The sequence below is a fragment of the Pseudomonas sp. 8Z genome (assembly GCF_902506535.1).
Classification (GTDB): Bacteria; Pseudomonadota; Gammaproteobacteria; order Pseudomonadales; family Pseudomonadaceae; genus Aquipseudomonas.
Genome location: NZ_LR733826.1, coordinates 695,780 through 716,000, shown reverse-complemented (window position 1 = coordinate 716,000; position 20,221 = coordinate 695,780). Strand labels below are relative to the sequence as shown.

14 protein-coding genes and 1 pseudogene are annotated in these 20,221 nt (G+C 60.3%); all 15 read left to right on the top strand.

Features of this window, described 5'->3' with window-relative positions; all coding sequences use genetic code 11:
* Positions 1-281: pseudogene (locus tag AERO9A_RS12695) on the top strand (aminotransferase class III-fold pyridoxal phosphate-dependent enzyme); the annotation flags it as partial.
* A gap of 118 nt (positions 282-399) precedes the next feature.
* A complete protein-coding gene (locus AERO9A_RS12690) occupies positions 400-1,497 on the top strand; it encodes an extracellular solute-binding protein (protein ID WP_159972296.1) in 1,098 nt (365 codons plus the stop codon).
* Positions 1,498-1,701: 204 nt separating this feature from the next.
* Positions 1,702-2,793 (top strand): polyamine ABC transporter substrate-binding protein, encoded by a 1,092-nt coding sequence (locus AERO9A_RS12685; protein WP_159972295.1) that lies wholly within the window; start codon positions 1,702-1,704, stop codon positions 2,791-2,793.
* A gap of 54 nt (positions 2,794-2,847) precedes the next feature.
* Positions 2,848-4,002, top strand: coding sequence for a polyamine ABC transporter ATP-binding protein (gene potA, locus AERO9A_RS12680; RefSeq protein WP_159972294.1), 1,155 nt, complete (start codon positions 2,848-2,850; stop codon positions 4,000-4,002).
* 23 nt (positions 4,003-4,025) lie between these two features.
* Positions 4,026-4,907, top strand: coding sequence for an ABC transporter permease subunit (locus AERO9A_RS12675; protein WP_178111137.1), 882 nt, complete (start codon positions 4,026-4,028; stop codon positions 4,905-4,907).
* Positions 4,908-4,989: 82 nt separating this feature from the next.
* Positions 4,990-5,850 (top strand): ABC transporter permease subunit, encoded by an 861-nt coding sequence (locus tag AERO9A_RS12670; RefSeq protein WP_159972292.1) that lies wholly within the window; start codon positions 4,990-4,992, stop codon positions 5,848-5,850.
* Between the two features lie 314 nt (positions 5,851-6,164).
* Positions 6,165-7,238: a cellulose biosynthesis protein BcsQ gene (gene bcsQ, locus AERO9A_RS12665; protein ID WP_306109802.1), complete on the top strand. Its 1,074-nt coding sequence runs from the start codon at positions 6,165-6,167 to the stop codon at positions 7,236-7,238.
* Between the two features lie 3 nt (positions 7,239-7,241).
* Positions 7,242-9,392: a UDP-forming cellulose synthase catalytic subunit gene (gene bcsA, locus AERO9A_RS12660; RefSeq protein WP_159972290.1), complete on the top strand. Its 2,151-nt coding sequence runs from the start codon at positions 7,242-7,244 to the stop codon at positions 9,390-9,392.
* A complete protein-coding gene (gene bcsB / locus AERO9A_RS12655; RefSeq protein ID WP_159972289.1) occupies positions 9,389-11,668 on the top strand; it encodes a cellulose biosynthesis cyclic di-GMP-binding regulatory protein BcsB in 2,280 nt (759 codons plus the stop codon). The genes bcsA and bcsB overlap by 4 nt, the downstream gene beginning before the upstream one ends.
* Positions 11,668-12,834, top strand: a complete 1,167-nt coding sequence (gene bcsZ, locus AERO9A_RS12650; RefSeq protein WP_159972288.1) for a cellulose synthase complex periplasmic endoglucanase BcsZ — start codon at positions 11,668-11,670, stop codon at positions 12,832-12,834. Before bcsB ends, bcsZ begins: the two co-directional genes overlap by 1 nt.
* Entirely contained in the window at positions 12,813-16,754 is a 3,942-nt protein-coding gene (locus tag AERO9A_RS12645) for a cellulose biosynthesis protein BcsC (protein WP_159972287.1), read from the top strand. The genes bcsZ and AERO9A_RS12645 overlap by 22 nt, the downstream gene beginning before the upstream one ends.
* Positions 16,755-16,763: 9 nt before the next feature.
* The gene (locus AERO9A_RS12640) at positions 16,764-17,420 is read left to right on the top strand and encodes an SGNH/GDSL hydrolase family protein (protein ID WP_159972286.1); all 657 of its coding nucleotides are present in this window, start codon (positions 16,764-16,766) and stop codon (positions 17,418-17,420) included.
* Positions 17,421-17,459: 39 nt separating this feature from the next.
* Positions 17,460-18,119: an SGNH/GDSL hydrolase family protein gene (locus AERO9A_RS12635; protein WP_159972285.1), complete on the top strand. Its 660-nt coding sequence runs from the start codon at positions 17,460-17,462 to the stop codon at positions 18,117-18,119.
* Positions 18,119-18,787: an alginate O-acetyltransferase AlgF gene (locus AERO9A_RS12630; RefSeq protein ID WP_159972327.1), complete on the top strand. Its 669-nt coding sequence runs from the start codon at positions 18,119-18,121 to the stop codon at positions 18,785-18,787. The genes AERO9A_RS12635 and AERO9A_RS12630 overlap by 1 nt, the downstream gene beginning before the upstream one ends.
* A gap of 9 nt (positions 18,788-18,796) precedes the next feature.
* Positions 18,797-20,212, top strand: coding sequence for an MBOAT family protein (locus AERO9A_RS12625; protein WP_159972284.1), 1,416 nt, complete (start codon positions 18,797-18,799; stop codon positions 20,210-20,212).
* The last annotated feature ends 9 nt before the right edge of the window (positions 20,213-20,221 follow it).

Genomic DNA, 20,221 nt, shown 5'->3' with positions numbered 1-20,221 from the left:
TGGGTGAGGTTCGTGGTCTGGGCATGCTTGGCGCCATCGAGCTGGTGCAGGACAAAGCGACGCGCAAGCGTTACCCGGATGACGTGGCCGCTGGCATGGTCTGCCGGGGGCACTGCTTCAACAACGGCCTGATCATGCGCGCGGTGGGCGACACCATGATCATCGCGCCGCCGTTGGTAATCAGTCCGGCCGAGATCGACGAATTGGTGGAAAAGGCGCGCAAGTGCCTGGATCTGACTCTGCAGGATCTGCATTGCGCAGTGGCAGGGCTGGCCAGATGATGACTGGAAAGTTGTATCGCTGCCATGACCTTGCCAGACTGCGCCAGTGCGTTGGCCAGCCATTCCCGCAGGTGCCGCGCACCTTCGGAATATAGACACGACAACAGGAGCTGTACGCATGAAAATATTCGGCAAGACCCTTCTCGCGTTGTCCCTGGCCACCGCCTTTGCAGGCGTTGCGCAGGCAGAGGACAAAGTGCTGCATGTCTACAACTGGAGCGATTACATCGCCGAAGACACCCTGGCCAACTTCGAGAAGGAAACCGGCATCAAGGTTGTCTACGACGTCTTCGACAGCAACGAAGTCCTGGAAGCCAAACTGCTGGCTGGCAGCTCGGGCTATGACGTGGTCGTACCGTCCAACCCTTTCCTGGCCAAGCAAATCAAGGCCGGCGTGTTCCAGAAACTGGACAAGTCCAAACTGCCGAACTGGTCGAACCTCGACAAAGATCTGCTCAAGGCGCTGGAGCCGAGCGATCCGGGCAACCAGTACTCGATCCCTTATATGTGGGGCACCATCGGCATTGGCTACAACGTCGAGAAGGTCAAGGCCGTGCTGGGTGAAAACGCGCCGGTCGATTCCTGGGATCTGGTATTCAAGCCGGAGAACATGGAAAAGCTGAAGGCCTGCGGTGTGTCCTTCCTCGACTCGCCGACCGAAATCCTGCCAGCCGCACTGCACTACCTGGGTTATGCCCCGGATAGCAGCAAGAGCGATGAGCTGAAGAAAGCCGAAGAGCTGTTCATGAAGATTCGCCCGTCTGTGGCCTACTTCCACAGCTCCAAGTACATCTCCGACCTGGCCAACGGCAACATCTGCGTCGCCATCGGCTACTCGGGTGATATCTACCAGGCCAAGGCTCGCGCTGAAGAAGCCAAGAATGGTGTGACCGTCGGCTACAACATTCCGAAAGAGGGCGCTGGTTCCTTCTTCGACATGCTCGCCGTGCCGGCTGATGCCAAGAACGTCGAGGCTGCGCACACCTTCCTCAACTACCTGATGAAGCCGGAAGTGATGGCCAGCATCACCAACTACGTGCAGTTCCCCAACGGTAACGCCGCTGCCACGCCGCTGGTGGACGAGACTCTGCGCACTGATCCGGGCGTCTACCCAAGCCCTGAAGTGCTGAAGAAGATCTACACCTTCCCGGATCTGGCGCCTGCCGTGCAGCGCAACATGACCCGCAGTTGGACCAAGATCAAATCGGGTCGCTGATCGCGGTGTAGTGCGACCTGGCGGGTTTACCCGCCAGGTTTTTCCAAGAGCCCTGAGCGGGGCACGATAGCCAACGATATGCGCGTGCGGGCCCGATGCCCTGTGAAGCGACTTGAGCTGCGTCTTACGGTCGCTGATTCCCAACGCGTTTTCCGATAAAGTGCCGCGCTTTTTTCAGCGGTGCACCGAAGCGAGGATGAAACTGTGCGAGTAACCCTGCCCAAGACTCTGATCGCCCTGGCAGCCGCTACCCTGAGCGGAGCCGCTCTGGCTCAGCAGGAAGTGCACATTTATAACTGGAGCGACTACATCGGTGAGCAGACCCTGGCCAATTTCGAGGCCAAGACGGGTATCAAGCCGATTTACGACGTGTTCGACTCCAACGAAACCCTCGAAGGCAAGCTGCTGGCCGGGCGTACCGGTTACGACGTGGTGGTGCCATCCAACCACTTCCTTGGCAAGCAGATCAAAGCCGGTGCCTTCCAGACGCTCGATCGCAGCAAACTGCCCAACTGGAACAACCTCGATCCCGCGCTGCTCAAGCAGTTGCAAGCCAACGATCCCGGTAACCAATACGCCGTGCCTTACCTATGGGGCACCAATGGCATCGGTTACAACGTCGAGAAGGTCAAGGAAGTTCTGGGTGTCGACGAGATCGACTCCTGGTCGGTGTTGTTCGAGCCCGAGAACATCAAAAAGCTCAGCCAGTGTGGGGTGGCTTTCCTCGACTCGGCTGACGAAATGATTCCGTCCATGCTCAATTACCTGGGGCTCGACCCCAACAGCACCAACCCGGACGACTACAAGAAAGCCGAAGAGAAGTTGATGGCGGTACGCCCCTACGTGACGTACTTCCACAGCTCGAAGTACGTCTCTGATCTGGCCAACGGCAATATCTGTGTGGCCTTCGGCTACTCCGGCGATGTCTTCCAGGCCGCCGACCGTGCCGAGGAAGCAGGCAAGGGCATCGAGATCGCCTACAGCATCCCCAAAGAAGGCGCCAACCTCTGGTTCGATATGCTGGCTATCCCGGTGGACTCGACCAATTCCGACCAGGCTCACGCCTTCATCAATTACCTGCTCGATCCGCAGGTGATCGCCGAGGTCAGCGATTACGTTGGTTACGCCAACCCCAATATCAAGGCCGGTGAGTTCATGGATCAGGATGTGCGCAACAATCCGTCCGTCTATCCGTCGCAGGCTGTACTGGACAAGCTGTACATCTCCGCCGAATTGCCGGCGAAAGTGCAGCGTCTGATGACCCGTAGCTGGACCAAGGTTAAGTCGGGTCAGTAATCCTTCCTGCCCGGCTGTAGGGGTCGGGCACAATCTTCCGGGAGTTTTCCGATAATGGCTGTCGCCTCCAGCGCCTACAAAAAAGCCCTCGAAGGGAGCCAGACACCGAAAGAGGTGCTGGTGAAGATCGATCGGGTGACCAAGAAGTTCGATGAGACCGTGGCCGTTGACGATGTGTCGCTGACCATCAACAAGGGTGAGATCTTCGCTCTGCTGGGTGGCTCCGGTTCCGGCAAGTCGACCCTGCTGCGCATGCTCGCGGGCTTCGAGCGCCCCACCGAAGGGCGCATCATCCTCGATGGCGTGGACATCACCGACATGCCGCCGTACCAGCGGCCGATCAACATGATGTTCCAGTCTTACGCGCTGTTCCCGCACATGACCGTGGCGCAGAACATCGCCTTCGGTCTGCAGCAGGACAAGTTGCCCAAGGCCGAGATCGACGAGCGCGTGGCCGAGATGCTCAAGCTGGTGCACATGACCCAGTACGCCAAGCGTAAGCCGCACCAGCTCTCTGGCGGCCAGCGTCAGCGCGTGGCCCTGGCCCGTTCGCTGGCCAAGCGCCCGAAGCTGCTGCTGCTCGATGAGCCCATGGGAGCGCTGGACAAGAAGCTGCGCTCGCAGATGCAACTGGAACTGGTGGAGATCATCGAGCGCGTTGGTGTGACCTGCGTGATGGTGACTCACGATCAGGAAGAGGCCATGACCATGGCCCAGCGCATCGCCATCATGCACCTGGGCTGGATTGCCCAGACCGGCAGCCCGGTGGATATCTACGAATCGCCAGCCAACCGCCTGGTGTGCGAGTTCATCGGTAACGTCAATCTGTTCGATGGCGAGATCACCACTGACGATGCCGACCACGCCATCATCAGTTGCCCGCAGCTAGACAAGCCCATCTACATCGGCCACGGCATCAGCACCCGTGCCGAGGACATGAAGGTCACCTACGCCCTACGCCCGGAAAAACTGCTGATGGCCACCGAATTGCCGGCCGACCACGAGCACCCGCAGTACAACTGGAGCCGTGGCCACGTGCACGACATCGCCTATCTGGGCGGTCATTCGGTGTACTACGTCAAGCTCGATGCTGGCCCGGTGGTGCAATGCTTTATCGCCAACGCCGAGCGCCGTGGTAAGCGGCCGACCTGGGATGATCCGGTGGTGGTGTATTGGGAAGACGACAGCGGCGTGGTACTGCAATCATGAACCCGGCCAAACTCTCGCGCTATCTGCCCAGTGGGCGGCATGCCGTGATCGGCATTCCGTTCCTGTGGCTGTTCCTGTTCTTCCTGCTGCCCTTCATCATTGTGCTGAAGATCAGCTTTGCCGAAGCCGACGTGGCCATTCCGCCCTACACGGAAATCTACGAATGGGCGGACAACAAGCTGACCATCCTGCTGAATCTGGGCAACTACATCTTCCTCAGTGAGGATGCCCTGTACCTGTCGGCCTACCTGGGCTCACTGCAGATCGCCTTCTTCAGCACCCTGTTGTGCCTGCTGATCGGTTATCCGATGGCCTATGCCATTGCCCGTGCACCCAAGGATCGGCAGACCGTCTACCTGCTGCTGATCATGATGCCGACCTGGACCGCGATCCTGATTCGCGTCTATGCCTGGATGGGGATTCTCGGCAACAACGGTCTGCTCAATAGCTTCCTGCAAGGTATCGGTTTGATCGATGAGCCGCTGCAGATCCTCAACACCAACATCGCGGTGTACATCGGCGTGGTCTATTCCTACCTGCCGTTCATGATCCTGCCGCTCTACGCCAACCTGGTGAAGCACGACCACACCCTGCTGGAGGCTGCCTCCGACCTGGGGTCGAGCAACTTCAACAACTTTTGGCGCATCACCGTGCCGCTGTCGAAGAACGGCATCATCGCCGGCTCCATGCTGGTGTTCATCCCGGTGGTCGGCGAGTTCGTCATTCCTGAGCTGCTGGGCGGCCCGGAGACGCTGATGATCGGCAAGGTGCTGTGGCAGGAGTTCTTCAACAACCGCGACTGGCCGGTGGCGTCTGCCCTGGCGGTGGTCATGCTGGCGATCCTGATGGTGCCGATCATCCTGTTTAACCGTAACCAGGCGAAAGAGCTGGAGGGTCGGCCATGATTGAGCTAATCGCAATGAGCGCCGCATCCTGTTCAACCGGCTCTCCAACCAGAAGCCTGGCGAAAGAGCTGGAGGGACGCCCATGAAGCGTGTGAGTTTCTCCAGCATCATGCTCTGGGCCGGGCTGGCGTTCATCTACCTGCCGATGGTGATTCTGGTCATCTACTCGTTCAACGCCTCGCGACTGGTAACCGTCTGGGGGGGGTGGTCGGTGAAGTGGTATGTCGGACTGCTGGACAACACCCAACTGATGAGTGCGGTGGCCCGCTCGCTGGAGATTGCCCTGTATACCGCCATCGCGGCGGTGATTCTCGGCACCCTGGCGGCCTTTGTGCTGACGCGCATCACCCACTTCAAGGGGCGTACGCTGTTTGGTGGTCTGGTCACCGCGCCACTGGTGATGCCCGAGGTGATAACCGGTCTGTCTCTGCTGCTGCTGTTCGTACTGATGGCGCAACTGTTCGGTTGGCCGGAGCAGCGTGGCATGTCCACTATCTGGATCGCCCACACCACCTTCTGCTCGGCTTATGTGGCCGTGGTGGTGTCGTCGCGTCTGCGTGAGCTGGATCTGTCCATCGAAGAAGCCGCTATGGATTTGGGCGCGCGGCCTTGGAAGGTGTTCTTCCTGATTACCGTGCCGATGATCGTGCCGTCGCTGGCGGCGGGGGCGATGATGTCCTTCGCGTTGTCGCTGGACGATCTGGTGCTAGCCAGCTTCGTCTCTGGACCAGGCTCGACCACTCTGCCGATGGAGATTTTCTCTGCCGTACGCCTGGGGGTTAAGCCAGAGATCAACGCGGTGGCCAGCCTGATCCTGTTGGTGGTGTCCTTTGCCACCTTCTTGGCCTGGTTCTTCAGCCAGCGCGCCGAAGAGAAACGCAAGAAAGCGCTGCAGCAAGCCATGGAGGAAACCGCCAGCGAGAGCACGGCGGTGTCCCGCTAAGCCTGTGTTACCTCACACGCAGCGGCTGTAGCTGCTGTGTGTGAGGCCCCATCTGATGTCCTGCCTGCATCGTTTCATATCGATGCTCCCGGCTCTCCCTAGCAGATATGTCCCTCCTTCCCCTGGTTGTATAAGGGCGGTTTTTTGACGCCGGCATCGCTCCGATGAGCTGCTTAATTGTTGTGTGCTGTCATCTTGACAGTATGGCGACCATATATAATATTGACGCTTATCACGATCCTTTTTGGTTTTAGACGTTTTTTTGACGTCGCCAATGGCGGGTTGCCCAGAGCACTCAGGGGGAAAACCAAGTTATGAGCGTATCTCGTGACATCAGTGGTTTGTTCAAGTGGTTTGGCGGAGCCCCCGAGAGTTATCAGGAGATGCCCAGGGACGACATCAGGTTCGCTGACGAGCCTGCGCAGTTCGTTGAGCCGGTGCGCTCACCGGTAGCACCTGATACGACCCCGCCACTCCCACCTCTCTGCAATCTTGCTGCGATGCCTGCGCCCAGTAATGCGGGTGAGGGCGCAAGCGATGTCTGGTCTGCGCAGGGGTTGCAAGGGCGCCTGGCTCGCCTGCGCGGTGAAGCGACGCCGCAACCCTCTGCGGCTGTTCCAAGTCGGATCGTGGCTGTCGTGTCAGCCAAGGGGGGCGTCGGCAAAACGACCTTGTCGGCCAACTTCGCAGTGGCCTTGCAGCGCCAGGGGCACAGCGTACTGGCGTTCGATCTTGACCCTCAAAATGCTCTGCAGCATCACTTCAAACTGACTCAAGCCATGACCTCGGGCCTTGCCGAGTCATCTTTGCGGGATTGGCGTGAACGCTGCGTGTCCAGTGAAAGCGGTGTGCTGTTGCTGCCCTATGGTGATGTCAGTGAAGAGCAGCGCCTGCAGTTCGAACAGCAATTGATTGACGAGCCGGACTATCTGGCACGCCGTCTGGCGGCTATGCACTTGCCAAGCGCGAGCGTGGTGATGCTCGACACGCCGCCCGGGCCATCGGTGTATCTGCGCCAGGCGCTGTCAGTGGCCACCGACGTATTGGTCGTGACGCTCACCGATGCCGCGTCTTACACGGCTTTGTCGAAGATCGAGGGTTTGATCAAAACCTATGCTCAAGCGCGTCAGCAGGCGCCCGATGTGTCCTTCCTGATTAACCAGGTTGATGAGTCACGGCAGTTGAGCCGCGAGATCAAGCAGATCTATCAGGAACTGCTGGGTACACAGATCCTGGGCACCGTGTCGCAGGATGAGGCCATCAGCCATGCCCTGGCCTGCAACTGCAATGCACTGGAGTACGCTCCTGACGGAGTAGGCAGCCAGGACATTCTGGGTTGTTCGCGGGTTTTGCAGCGCCGCTTTGCGGCTACCCTGCAGGCCGTCTGAGGTATGGCGCGCGCAGGCAGGCTAGAGCGCTTGGACAACCTGTCGCTGCGGGGCTGGAGTGCCAAGGTCCTGTGGCTGATGTCGGCTGTGCTGTTGCTGATGGTGACTGTCGCACCGCTTGAGCTTGAGGCGCAGATGCTGTTCAGTGCTGTCGGGTTGACGGCGGTATTGCTGCTGCGTCGGCGTGCTGGTCGGTTTGCTGTGCTGGTGATGATTCTGATGTCGGCCATCGCCTCCTTGCGCTACATGTACTGGCGGGTGACATCTTCCCTGGGGTTCGAAAACCCGCTGGATATCGCCTTCGGTTATGGGTTGGTGGCCGCCGAGCTCTATGCGCTGTTGGTATTGTTGCTCGGTTATGTACAGACAGCCTGGCCGCTACAGCGCCGCCCTTGTGTGTTACCGGCGGACAGCCGCGAGTGGCCTACCGTCGATCTGTATATCCCGACCTACAACGAGCCGCTGGAGATCATCCGTCTCACTACGCTCGCTGCGCAGGCGATCGACTGGCCTCGCGACAAGCTCAAGGTCTACGTGCTCGATGATGGTCGCCGCGAGGAGTTTCGGCTGTTCTGCCAGCAGGCGGGTGTCGGCTACATCACCCGTTCGGACAATAGCCATGCGAAGGCTGGCAACCTCAACAATGCGTTGAAACAGACCTCGGGTGAGTTCATCGCCATCTTCGATGCCGACCACGTACCAACGCGTTCTTTCCTCCAGGTCGGCATGGGCTGGTTTCTCAAGGACAAGAAACTGGCGTTGTTGCAGACGCCGCACTTCTTCTTCTCGCCTGATCCGTTCGAGAAGAATCTCGATACGTTCCGCCACGTACCCAATGAGGGCGAACTGTTCTACGGCCTGGTGCAAGATGGCAACGACCTGTGGAATGCGGCCTTTTTCTGCGGTTCCTGCGCCATCATCCGGCGCGGGCCGCTCGAAGAAATTGGCGGTGTCGCGGTGGAAACGGTGACCGAGGATGCTCACACCGCGCTCAAACTGAGCCGCAAGGGCTACAACACGGCTTACCTGCCACTGCCGCAAGCCGCTGGCCTGGCGACCGAGAGTCTCTCCGGGCATATCGGCCAGCGCATCCGCTGGGCGCGTGGCATGGCGCAGATATTCCGCACCGACAATCCACTGCTGGGGCGTGGCCTGTCGTGGGGGCAGCGCCTGTGTTACCTCAACGCCATGCTGCACTTTTTCTACGGGCTGCCGCGGCTGGTCTTTCTCACCGCGCCGCTGGCTTATCTGGTCTTCGACGCGCAGATATTCCAGGCGCCTGCCTTGCTCATTCTGGCTTATGCGGTGCCGCACATTCTCACCGCGAGTCTGACCAACTCGACCATTCAGGGGCGTTTTCGCCACTCGTTCTGGAACGAGGTCTACGAAACCGTACTGGCCTGGTACATCATGCGCCCGGTTCTGTTGGCCATGGTCAGCCCCAAGCTCGGTCAGTTCAACGTCACGGCCAAAGGTGGGGTGATCGACAAGGGCTTCTTCGACTGGAAGATGGCGCGCCCTTACATCATCGTGCTGCTGCTCAATTTCGTTGGGCTTGCGGTGGGTAGCTACAAGCTGGCTTTTGACGCCGGTGACAATACGGCCACCCTGCTGATCAACATGCTCTGGACCTTCTACAACATCGTCATCAGCTCGGCTGCAGTGGCGGTGGCCAGTGAGATCCGGCAGATCCGTAACGAGCCTCGCGTCTTCGCCAATCTGCCGGTCAGCCTGTATCTGCCCGATGGCCGCCGGGTTGATTGCGAAACCAGCGACTTTTCCCAGGGCGGCATAGGTATCCACTTGCCCGTAGGGGTTGAGGTGCCTAACCGGCAGTCGCTACAGCTCGCGTTCGACCACGATGGTGAGGGTATGCCGCTGCCTGCGCAGGTGGTTTTCAGTCGATCGGGCAGCATCGGTTTGAGCTTTATCCACCTCAATTTGCGCCAGCAGTACGAGCTGACGCGCAAGACCTTTTCCCGTGCCGATATCTGGGCCTCGGCTTGGGGCCAGGGCCCGCGCGACACGCTCTTGGCGGCCTTGGCCGAAATCGGCCTTATTGGCTGGCGCGGGGTGCGCCAGTTATCACGCGCCACCTATGGCGAACTGCGGCGCTTGCCACGCCTGGCGACTACCGAACCGAGGAAGACATGAGCATCGTTCATCTCGCATTACCCAATGCCCGAGCGTGGCTCGTGCCTGTGTGCTTGCTCGCGTCGCTGCTGAGCCCTTGGGTTTGGGCGCAGGAGGAGGGCGTCGCGGAGCCTGAGCCAAGCCCCGCTGCGCTCGACTTCGAGCCCACCTTTAGCGCCACGCTCAAGCAGCTCGGCGCGGATTACGTGATGAACCTGCGCGGCGTTGAAGGCAGTGACAGCGTGCCCTTCGATATTCGTGCCGATCAGGTTGTCACCGATGCCCGGCTCAACCTTGAGTACAGCTATTCGCCGGCGTTGATCCCTGAGCTGTCGCAGCTCAATGTGATGGTCAACAATCAGGTCGCTGTCAGCCTGCCGTTGCCCAAGGAGACGGCAGGTAGCGTGCAGCGCCAGACCGTGCAGATTCCCGCCTACCTGATTACCGACTTCAACCGCCTGACCCTGCAGTTGATCGGCCATTACACGATGCAGTGCGAGGACCCGCTCAATACCAGCCTCTGGGCCAAGGTCAACAACAGCAGCGAGCTACAGATCAAGACCACGCCGCTGCAGTTGCCCAATGATCTGGCACTGTTGCCGCAGCCCTTGTTCGACTCGCGCGATTCACGCCTGCTCGAACTGCCCTTCGTATTTGCCGGCGCGCGCGATGCCCGCACCCTGGAGGCGGCGTCAGCGGTGGCTTCGTGGTTTGGTGCATTGGCCAGTTACCGCAAAGCGCACTTCCCGGTGCAGTTCAATGACCTGCCCGCACAAGGCAATGCGGTGCTGTTCCGTATCGCGGCACAGCCTGTGGCGGGGCTTTCCGATGAGCCGGTCACGGCGCCGACGCTGAGCTTGCAGAGCAACCCGAATGATCCCTACGGCAAGCTGCTGATCATCTCCGGGCGTGACAGTGAACAGCTCAAGCAGGCGGCGCAGGCGCTGGTCATGGGCAGCCATACGCTCAACGGAGAGCAGGCGCAGGTTGGTCCGTTCGAAAAACTGCAGCCGCGCAAACCGTACGATGCGCCCAACTGGCTGCCCAGCGATCGCCCTGTGCAACTGGGCGCGCTGATCGATCCCAAGAAGATGAGCGTGTCTGGCTACGATCCGGGCACCATCAACTTGCCCATGCGCTTGCCGCCGGATTTGTTCCACTGGCGTGAGGACGGTGTACCGCTGCGCTTGAAATACCGTTACACGCCGCAGCCTCAGTCGACCAACTCGTCGCTGCTGATCAGCGTCAGTGGCAAGTTCATCAAGTCTCTGCCGTTGCCATCACAAGAGCGTCTCAAGGATGACCAGACACTGATGGCCAAGCTGCAACAGGATGACAGCCTGCTGCGTGAAGCGACTCTGCGCATACCGCTCGATAGACTGCCGCTGCAGTCGTCCTTGCAGTTGCGCTTCATGTACGACTTCATCAAGCAGGGTGAATGCCGTGACATCATCATCGACAACATGCGTGGCACCATCGAGCCGGATTCGAGCATCGACCTGAGCGGCTACAAGCACTTCATTGGCATGCCTAACCTGGGCGTGTTCCAGAGTAGCGGCTTCCCCTTCACGCGCATGGCCGACCTGTCCGAAACGGCAGTGGTGATGCCGAGCGAAGCGGGCGCGCAGGACATCTCCGCGCTGCTCGATGTGGTCGGTGGCTTTGGTGAATCGACCGGCTTGCCGGCTACGGCCTTGAGCGTAGTCAGTGCCGATGATGAGGCGGCCATGCGCGGCAAGGATCTGTTGGTGCTGGCTTCCGGCGACAATCAGCCTCTGCTCAAGCGCTGGGCGCAATACTTGCCAGCGAGCCTGGGCGGCACCGCACGCTTTGAGCTGTCTGATCTGGTGCATCGCGTTCAGGACTGGGTCGGCAGCGATCCGCAGGTCAACCTGCAAAAAGCCCGCAGCAGCCTGTCATTGAGCGACGGCTCGGTGAATAACTACCTAGCCGGTTTCGAGTCGCCACTGGATCGTGGGCGCAGCGTGGTGGTGATCGCCGCCCGCCAGCCAGCCGATCTCGATGTGTTGACGACCGCCTTGCGCGGAGGCGAGGAGTACGAGCAATCGATCCAGGGCAGCCTGGCGGTGGTCAACGACAAACGCATCAACTCGCTGGTCGCCGATGAGCAATATTACGTCGGTGAGCTGGGGTGGTTCCGCTATGTGCAATGGCGCCTGGCGCATAGCCTGGGCTGGATGCTGCTGATCACGGCGTTGGGCGTGCTGCTGGCCAGCGTATGCCTCTATGCCACGCTCAAGGCCCGCGCCCGTTCGCGGCTCAAGGGTAGCGAGTGATGCTGCGACGTTTGCTCTGCAGCGTGCTGTTGCTCAGCAGTTTTCCGCTTGCGGCGGCTACGCAATGCCACGCGTCGTGGCCGCTTTGGGATCTGTATGCCAAGCAGTGGGTTCAGGCCGATGGGCGTGTTCTGGAGTCGAGCTTCGAGAAGAATCACAGCTCTTCGGAAGGTCAATCCTATGCACTGTTCTTCGCCTTGGTGGCTAATGATCAGGAGCGCTTTGCCAATATCTGGCGTTGGAGCCGAGAAAACCTGGCGGGCAATGATCCGGTCAACACCTTGCCTGCCTGGCATTGGGGGCAAGGCCAGGATGGCCAGTGGAAGACACAGGACAGCAATTCGGCGTCAGATGCCGATTTGTGGTTCGCCTACGCGCTGCTCGAAGCCGACCGGCTTTGGCATAAACCGGCCTATCGCGCAGATGGCCTAGCGCTGTTGGCGCAAATCAAAGGGCGTGAAGTCAAGTCGTTGCCGGGCCTGGGGCATGTGTTGCTGCCGGGACCTTTTGGCTTCGAGTATCCCGGCCATCTGTGGCGCCTCAACCCGAGTTACCAGCCGCTGTTCATCATGCGGCGGCTGGCCGCCATCGATGCCGCCGGGCCCTGGGAGGCGATTGCCAAGCAGACGCCGGGCTTGATCGCAGGAAACGGCGAGCACGGATTCGCCGCCGACTGGATTGGCTATCGGGCGGTGTCGCAAACCTCGGGGGTATTTACCACGGCCCCGCTGGGCGGCGACTACAGCAGTTACGACGCGATCCGCGTGTATTTGTGGGCCGGGATGACGCACCCGCAAGACCCGCTGTTCAGGCCTGTCCTCGATAAATTGCAGGGCATGAGCCGGGCGATTGCCGCCAAGGGCATGCCGCCTGAAAAGGCCAACGTGCTGACCGGTGAAACCGAAGGCTTCAGCATCATTGGTTTTTCCGCCGCCACCGTGCCATTCCTGCGTGCGCTCAATCAGCCCTGGCTGGCCGATCTGCAATACAACCGCGCCCGTGACGCTTTTGCTAAGTGGCAGGCAGGCACTGCCACTGCGCCCATGTATTACGACTACATGCTGAGCCTGTTTGGCCTGGGCTGGGCTGACGGGCGCTACCGTTTTGCCGCAGATGGCCGCCTACAGCCATATTGGGAAATGCCATGCGCCGACACCAATCGCTAACACTGGCGCTTATGCTGGCGAGCGCTTGCAGCGCCGCTAACGCCGCCACTGAGCCGCCCGAAAACCTGTTGATCGAACAAGGCCTGTATTGGCAAACCCAGGAAAACCCAGGGCGCGCCACTGAGGTGTGGCAGAAGCTATTGCTGATTGATGCGACTCAGCCTGATGCCTTGTATGGCCTGGGGTTGCTTGCTGTGCAGAAGAAGGACCTGCCACTGGCGCAGAGCTATCTAGAAAAGTTGCAGGCCAGTGCCCCCAATAGCCGCCAGGCGTTGCTGCTTGCACAAGACATTCTCTTGCAGGACCCGGCCAAGGAGGCGCAACTCAACGAAGCGCGCGTGCTGGTTGAAAGTGAGGAGCCGGTTAAAGCCGCTGAGGCCTATATCCAATTACTGGAAGGACGACCTGCGCAGGGGCTGATCGGGCGCGAGTATTACAACAGCCTGGGTTTCGTCGACAAATATTGGCCAGAGTCACGCAGTGGCTTTGAACGGCTGATGCGCGAATACCCGAAAGAGCCCTATACCAAGCTCTTCTTCGCCCAGCACCTGGTACGCCGCGCCGATACGCGGCCCGAGGGCATTGGCCTGCTTGCGCAGCTTGCCAAGCGCCAGGACATCGGCGGCGCCGCCGATGAAACATGGCGCATGGCACTGACCTGGATGGGGCCACCGAACAAGTCGGCTCAGCCGCTGTTCGAGCAGTTCTTGAGCGTGCACCCGGACGACGACGAAATCCGCGGCCTTTTGGCCAAGGGGCGCACGCTCAATAGCGCCACCGCAGGCTGGAAGCGCGATCCGGTTCTGGACAAAGGCTTCAAGGCGCTCGAACGCAAGAATCTGGCGGAGGCCGAACAGATCTTCAGCACCTATCTCAAGGCTCATCCAAAAGATGCCGACGCCCTGGGTGGCCTCGGCCTGGTGCGCCAGCGGCAGGATCGCCTGGAAGACGCCGACGTATTGATCACCAGCGCCATCAGCAACGGTGGCCGCACGTGGCAGAACGCCCTGAACGACGTGCGCTATTGGGCCGTGCTGAAGCAGGCGCGCGCGCAGATTGACAACGACAAGGCGAGCGATGCCCTGGTGTTGCTGGAGCGGGCGCGTCAGTTAAGACCCGACGACAGTGAAGCGATCATCACCCAGGCTGATGTGCAGGCTCAGCGCGGTCAGTTGGCTGCCGCCGAAGCCGGTTATCGCCAGGTACTTGCCATGCAACAGCAGCAGGCGCGCGCTTTGCGTGGCCTGGTGATGGTGTTGAGCGGGCAGGGGCGTGTCGATGAGGCGCTACGCCTGCTGGCTGGTATGTCCGAATCCGAGCAAAAAAAGGTCGGTGGTGTTGCCAGGCTGCGGGCCGAAGCCGCCCTACAACGTGCCAAGCAGGCTGAGCAGCGCGGTGATCTCGGCGCACTGCGCGCTGAGCTTGAGGCGGCTTTGCGGGAAGACCCCAATAATGCCTGGGCCAATTTTTCCCTGGCGAGGGTATATGCCGACCGTGGCGATGTTGCCGCCGCACGCCGACAGATGGATGAGCTGCTCAAGAGAGCGCCCAACGATGTGGACGCGCTGCACACCAGTGCGCTGCTGGCGGCGCAGCTTGAGGATTTTGCCCGGGCGCGTGAGCTGCTGGCGCGTATCCCGGCCAATCAGCGTAGCGCTGAGATACAGAGCCTGGAGTCGGATCTGAGCTTCAATATCGAGCTGCAAAGCATCCGTAAAGTGATCAACCAGGGGCAGCGTCGTGAAGCGCGCGCGTTCCTGCGGCGTCTGGAGGACAAGACCGGGGGTGATGTGCAACGCACCACGGCCCTGGCGTTGGCGGCTGTCGATGCCGACGACCCCGAGTATGCCGTTGGCTTGATGCGTAATTTGTTGGCGCGCAGCTCGCGCACGGATGTAACGCTGATGCTCAGTTATGCCGGTGTGATGCTGCGCGCGCAGCAGGATGTCGAGGTCGCGGGTATCTTGCGTGATCTGCAATCGCGGCCAATGACACCGGCGCAGCGCAAGCAGTTTGCTGATTTGTCCTTTACCTACCGCGTACGCCAGGCGGAGGAACTGCGTCAGCGTGGTGAGTTGGAGCGCGCCTATGCCACGTTAGAGCCTGCATTGGCCGAGCGCCCGCAAGATCCATTGGCGCTGTCGGCGCTGGCGCGTATGTACGCCGAAAATGGCGATAGCGGCAAAGCTCTGGAGATTTTCAAACCCCTGGTCGAGCGCTTTCCCAATGATGCCAACTTGCTGGTTGGCGCGGCGGATATGGCGTCGCAGCAGTTTCAAACGGCTTACGCCAATGATGCTCTGGAGCGAGCGCTAGCCCTGGCCCCGCATGACCGCACCATACTGGCGATGGCTGCCAAGGTGTACAACTTCATGGGGCGCTCCGGTACGGCTGAGCAATTGTTGAGCAAGGTCGTCGCGCAAGAAAATCGCGACAAAACCGCGCTACCTGAGCCACGAGCAGCGGCTATGGCCCAGACGCGAGCCGCGCCTAATCCATTCACTGGGGTGGGTTTGAGTGCCAAGACCTTGCCTCAGCACGCGGCAATTCCAGAGCCGAGCGAAAACCTGGCGGTGGCGCCCAAACCGAAAAAAGTGCCGGGCGAGATACTGTTGCCGACTTTCCACTCATCTGACGATAACTCGCTGTTCAGCCGCACGCAGAGCCTCGCCAAACAGGACACCACGCAAAAGCCCAGTAACCCGTTTGCGCTTGCCCAGGCTGACGACACGGCGGACACGCCCGCCGCTCGCAGCGATGCGGCCCGCGCCCTGGACTCCATCGTGCAAGCGCGCAGCCCCTACGTGGTGCAGGGCGTGACGGCACGCACCAGCGATGGTGAGTCGGGCATGGGGCAAATGACCGATGTGCAGGCGCCGTTTGAAGCCAGCATGGCGCTTGGCGATAACCGTGTGGCTTTGCGTGTTACGCCGGTTTCCCTGCGTGCGGGCAGCGTGTCGGCGAGTGCCGCCAATCGTTTTGGTGATGGCCCTCTGGCGCCCAGCGTTGCTGCGGGCAGCCAGGACGCGTCGGGTGTCGGCGTGGCTGTGGCCTTTGACAGCCCGGCCTATGGCATGAAATCCGATATCGGCATCACGCCCAGTGGCTTTCTCTACAGCACGCCGGTCGGCGGCATCAGCGTCAATCGCCGGTTTGCCGGGCAGCCCGATCTTAATTGGGGCGTCGCGGTGTCGCGGCGTGCAGTGACCGATAGCGTGCTGTCGTTTGCCGGGGCTGAAGATGAACGCAGCGGGTTGAAGTGGGGTGGCGTCACCGCCAACGGCGGGCGTGCCCAGTTGGCCTACGACGACAATAAAGTCGGTGCTTATGTCAGTGGCTCTTGGCACCGGCTGCTGGGCCACGACGTGCAAGACAATGACCGCATGGAGCTGAGCACAGGGGCCTATTGGTATTGGCAAAACGACGAGTTCAGCCAATCAACCGTTGGTCTGAGTTTTACCGGTATTCGCTACAGCGATAACTTGGGTTTCTACACCTATGGTCACGGCGGTTATTTCAGCCCGCAGTCATTCCTCGCCTTGGGTGTGCCTGTGACATGGGCCGAGCGCTTCGATCGCTTCACCTTCCAACTCAAGGGCTCGGTCGGTATTCAGTCGATTCAACAGGATGGGGCCGACTTCTTCCCTGGGGACTCGGCGCGGCAGGCCGCTGCGAGCGCAGCACTGGGGCGGCCTGCGGTTTACGCAAGCGACAATACAACCGCCATCGGCTACAGCCTGTCAGGCGCTGCGGAGTATCGCCTCGACCGTAACTGGTTCTTGGGTGGGCATGTGGGTGTGGATAACGGCCAGAACTACCAGCAGTGGAATGGCGGTTTATACCTGCGCTACATGTTTGAAGAGCAAACCGGGGCGATGGCGCTCCCTGTTTCGCCCTATACCTCCCCTTATTCGAATTAAGGAATCGCCATGGCTGCATCTTTATTGGTTGGTTTATCCATATTGGTTGTTGGCGATAGCAATATGGCGCTGCCAGGCAGTTTGATTACCGGGTTGCACGATGACCTCACTCGCCGTGGCGCGCAGGTGCATTCAATCGGCATTTGCGGCGCCAATGCCGGTGATTGGCTCAATGCAACAGTGGGCGGTTCGTGTGGTGCGGCAGAGCGCCGGGGTGATGAGCCTGTGAAGAAACTGCCGCTCAACACTCAAACAACACCGATAAAAGAACTGATTGCCCAAGACAAACCGGATCTGGTGCTGGTGGTCATGGGCGACACCATGGCCAGCTATGACAAGCCTTCACTGCCGAAAACCTGGATATGGCAGCAAACCTCAAGTTTGACCAAGGCCATTGCCGAAACTAAGACCGCATGTGCATGGGTCGGCCCTAATTGGGGCACCGAAGGCGGCAAGTACGGCAAGACCTATGCAAAGGCCAAGCAGATGGCGAGCTTTCTGTCCGCCAATGTCGCGCCGTGTACTTATATCGACTCCCTCAAGTTTTCTACGCCCGGTCAATGGAAGACCCGTGATGGCACGCACCTGACGCAGGACGGTTACAACGTCTGGGGTGCGGCCATCGCCAATGAGCTTGAAGTTATTCGTAAGTCTCGAACGAACTGAATACGGAATTTAAGTCGTTCAATCATTAGGAGTTGCTCGATGTCCTCTTCCGTTTTGGCTGGCCTGACTCTTCTGGTGTTGGGTGAGAGCCACATGAGCCTGCAGAACCACCTGACTGAACCGCTGAATGCGGCGCTGGTGGCCAAGGGCGCCAAGGTGCATTCGATCGGTGCCTGTGGCGCCAGCGCTGCCGACTGGCTGGTGAGCAAGAAGGTCGACTGCGGCGCCGTGCAGGACAACAACGACAAACTGCAACTCATTGGCAGTGCCGCCACGACCACGCCGATCAAGGAACTGATCAGCCAGAACAAGCCCGATGTGGTGGTGCTGGTGATTGGCGACACCATGGCGTCTTACGACAAACCAGCCTTTCCCAAGGCTTGGGCCTGGCAGAGCGTGACCAGCCTGACCAAGGCCATTGCCGCTACCGGAACCCAGTGCGTGTGGGTTGGCCCGGCCTGGGGCAAAGTTGGCGGCAAGTACAAGAAGAATGATCAGCGCACCCAGATGATGTCGCAGTTCCTCGCCAGCAACGTGGCGCCCTGCACCTATGTCGACTCGCTGCAAATGTCCAAACCGGGCCAGTGGATCACCACCGATGGTCAGCACTTCACGGTGGCTGGCTACAAGTCCTGGGGCAATGCCATTGCCGAGGCGATCAGCAAATTGCCTGCCGCTGACCTCAAGGGGAAACCATGATGAGCCGCCTTGCGCTAATCGGCGCTGCCTGCCTGTGGGGCGCCAGCTCCGCATGGGCTGCCGATATTCCGCTGTATCCCACCGGGCCTAGCGAAGACTCGGCCTTCCTGCGTTTCTTCAACGCCGGTAGCGGCGTGTTGGAGCTAAAGGCACAAGGTTCGGGGGCGAGCCTGAGCGTCAGTGAGCAGGCGCGCGCGTCGGACTTTCTCAGCGTGCCGGCAGGCAAGCCGGTCAAAGGCAGCTTGAAGCAGGGCGGTCATGAGCAGGCGCTGGACGTCAGTGTCGAGCCCGGCGAGTTCGCCACCGTATTCGGCTTGCCGGATGCACCGCAGGGGCTGCGCCTGGTTACGCTGCGTGAGCAGCCAGATGACTTCAATGCTCTCAAAGCCTCCCTGGCCTTCTACAGTCTGGATGCTTCATGCGCGGATGCGGGCGTGCAAGTGGCCGGGCGCGCGGTGGATATCTTCAAGGGCGTGGCCGATGGCAGTCTGCAACGGCGTTCGATCAATCCGCTGAAACTGGCTGTGCAACTGCGCTGCGCCGGAGCCTCGGTGGGGGCGCCGCTGGAGCTGGGTGAGCTGGCCGCCGGGCAACGCTACAGCCTGTTCCTGGTGCCTTCGGCGCAAGGGCCAAAGCTGTTCTGGGCGCAAGATACGCTGAGCAACTGAACCTCAATCATGGTCTTCGCCTCTGTCGAGTTTCTGATCCTGTTTCTGCCAGCTTTCATGCTGGTTTATGCATTGGCTCGTCCGGGGGGGCGCAATCCGGTTCTGCTGTTCGGCAGTTGGCTGTTCTATGCCTGGCTGAGCCCGATGTTCCTGCTGCTGCACATCGCCTTGACGGTGCTGGGCTGGGTCGGAGGCTTGCTGGTCGAGGCGCGGCGCGAACGCCCGCATTCGCGCAGGCATCTGTTGCTGCTGCTGATTACGGTCAATGTGCTGGTGCTGTGCTGGTACAAGTACGCCAACATCCTGGCCGCCACTTTCAACCAGATGCTGATGACCTACGGCGCATTGCCGTTCGAGTGGCAGAAGGTCGCTTTGCCGGCGGGACTGTCGTTTATCGTGCTGCAGGTCATCTCCTATCTGGTCGATGTGCACCGCCAGGTGGTGCCGGTGGAGCGGCGTTTCAGCCACTTCGCCACGTACCTGGCAATGTTCGGCCACTCGATTGCCGGGCCGATCATTCGCTATGACTGGGTGCGCAAGGAGCTGCATCAGCGCTACTTCAATGCACTGAATTTCGCGCTCGGAGCACGGCGCTTCATGATTGGCATGAGCATGAAGGTGCTGGTGGCCGACAGCCTCTCACCTTTGGTCGGCGTGGCGTTCGGTGTGCAGAACCCGTCCTTCGTCGATGCCTGGATTGGATGCCTGGCGTATTCGCTGCAGTTGTTCTTCGATTTTGCCGGTTACAGCGCCATGGCCATCGGTCTTGGGCTGATGCTGGGTTTTCACTTCCCGGAGAACTTCAATCACCCGTACTGGGCGCGCAACATTCAGGACTTCTGGCGGCGCTGGCACATCTCACTGTCGAGCTGGCTACGCGACTACCTGTACATCGGCCTGGGTGGCAATCGCTTCGGTACTTGGAAAACCTACCGCAACCTGTTTCTGATCATGGCCATTGGCGGTCTGTGGCACGGTGGTGATAGCTGGAACTACGTGCTCTGGGGCGCGGCTCACGGTATCGCCCTGTGCATCGATCGGGCCTGGAGCCGCAATGGCCTGCCGGATTTACCCGCCTGGCTGGCGCATACCCTGACGCTCGTATTCGTTTGCCTGGCCTGGACGCTCTTTCGGGCTCATGACTTCGACACGGCCCTTGGCATGTACGCCGGTCAGTTCGGCCTGCACGGCTTCGCTTTGGGTGATGCCATGGCCGCCACCTTGCGCTTGAGCCATGCGCTTGCCGCCGCTTTGGGGCTGATCTGTCTGTTGTTGCCATTGTCTCAGGGCTGGGCCGAGGCGCGCTGCGCAGAGCGTTGGCTGTTACGCGCGGTTGGTGCGCTGTGGCCGGTTGGCGGCTTCTTGTTGTCATTCGCGCTGATTGCCAGCCGTGAAACCGTCCCCTTTCTGTACTTCCAGTTCTGAGTGGCGTCT

What these genes read in the sequence shown, in the direction of transcription:
- AERO9A_RS12690 (WP_159972296.1), top strand. Translation starts at nt 400, where the DNA reads ATGAAAATATTCGGCAAGACCCTTCTCGCGTTGTCCCTGGCCACCGCC.
- potA (WP_159972294.1), top strand. Translation starts at nt 2,848, where the DNA reads ATGGCTGTCGCCTCCAGCGCCTACAAAAAAGCCCTCGAAGGGAGCCAG.
- AERO9A_RS12670 (WP_159972292.1), top strand. Translation starts at nt 4,990, where the DNA reads ATGAAGCGTGTGAGTTTCTCCAGCATCATGCTCTGGGCCGGGCTGGCG.
- bcsQ (WP_306109802.1), top strand. Translation starts at nt 6,165, where the DNA reads ATGAGCGTATCTCGTGACATCAGTGGTTTGTTCAAGTGGTTTGGCGGA.
- bcsA (WP_159972290.1), top strand. Translation starts at nt 7,242, where the DNA reads ATGGCGCGCGCAGGCAGGCTAGAGCGCTTGGACAACCTGTCGCTGCGG.
- bcsB (WP_159972289.1), top strand. Translation starts at nt 9,389, where the DNA reads ATGAGCATCGTTCATCTCGCATTACCCAATGCCCGAGCGTGGCTCGTG.
- bcsZ (WP_159972288.1), top strand. Translation starts at nt 11,668, where the DNA reads ATGCTGCGACGTTTGCTCTGCAGCGTGCTGTTGCTCAGCAGTTTTCCG.
- AERO9A_RS12645 (WP_159972287.1), top strand. Translation starts at nt 12,813, where the DNA reads ATGCGCCGACACCAATCGCTAACACTGGCGCTTATGCTGGCGAGCGCT.
- AERO9A_RS12640 (WP_159972286.1), top strand. Translation starts at nt 16,764, where the DNA reads ATGGCTGCATCTTTATTGGTTGGTTTATCCATATTGGTTGTTGGCGAT.
- AERO9A_RS12635 (WP_159972285.1), top strand. Translation starts at nt 17,460, where the DNA reads ATGTCCTCTTCCGTTTTGGCTGGCCTGACTCTTCTGGTGTTGGGTGAG.
- AERO9A_RS12630 (WP_159972327.1), top strand. Translation starts at nt 18,119, where the DNA reads ATGAGCCGCCTTGCGCTAATCGGCGCTGCCTGCCTGTGGGGCGCCAGC.
- AERO9A_RS12625 (WP_159972284.1), top strand. Translation starts at nt 18,797, where the DNA reads ATGGTCTTCGCCTCTGTCGAGTTTCTGATCCTGTTTCTGCCAGCTTTC.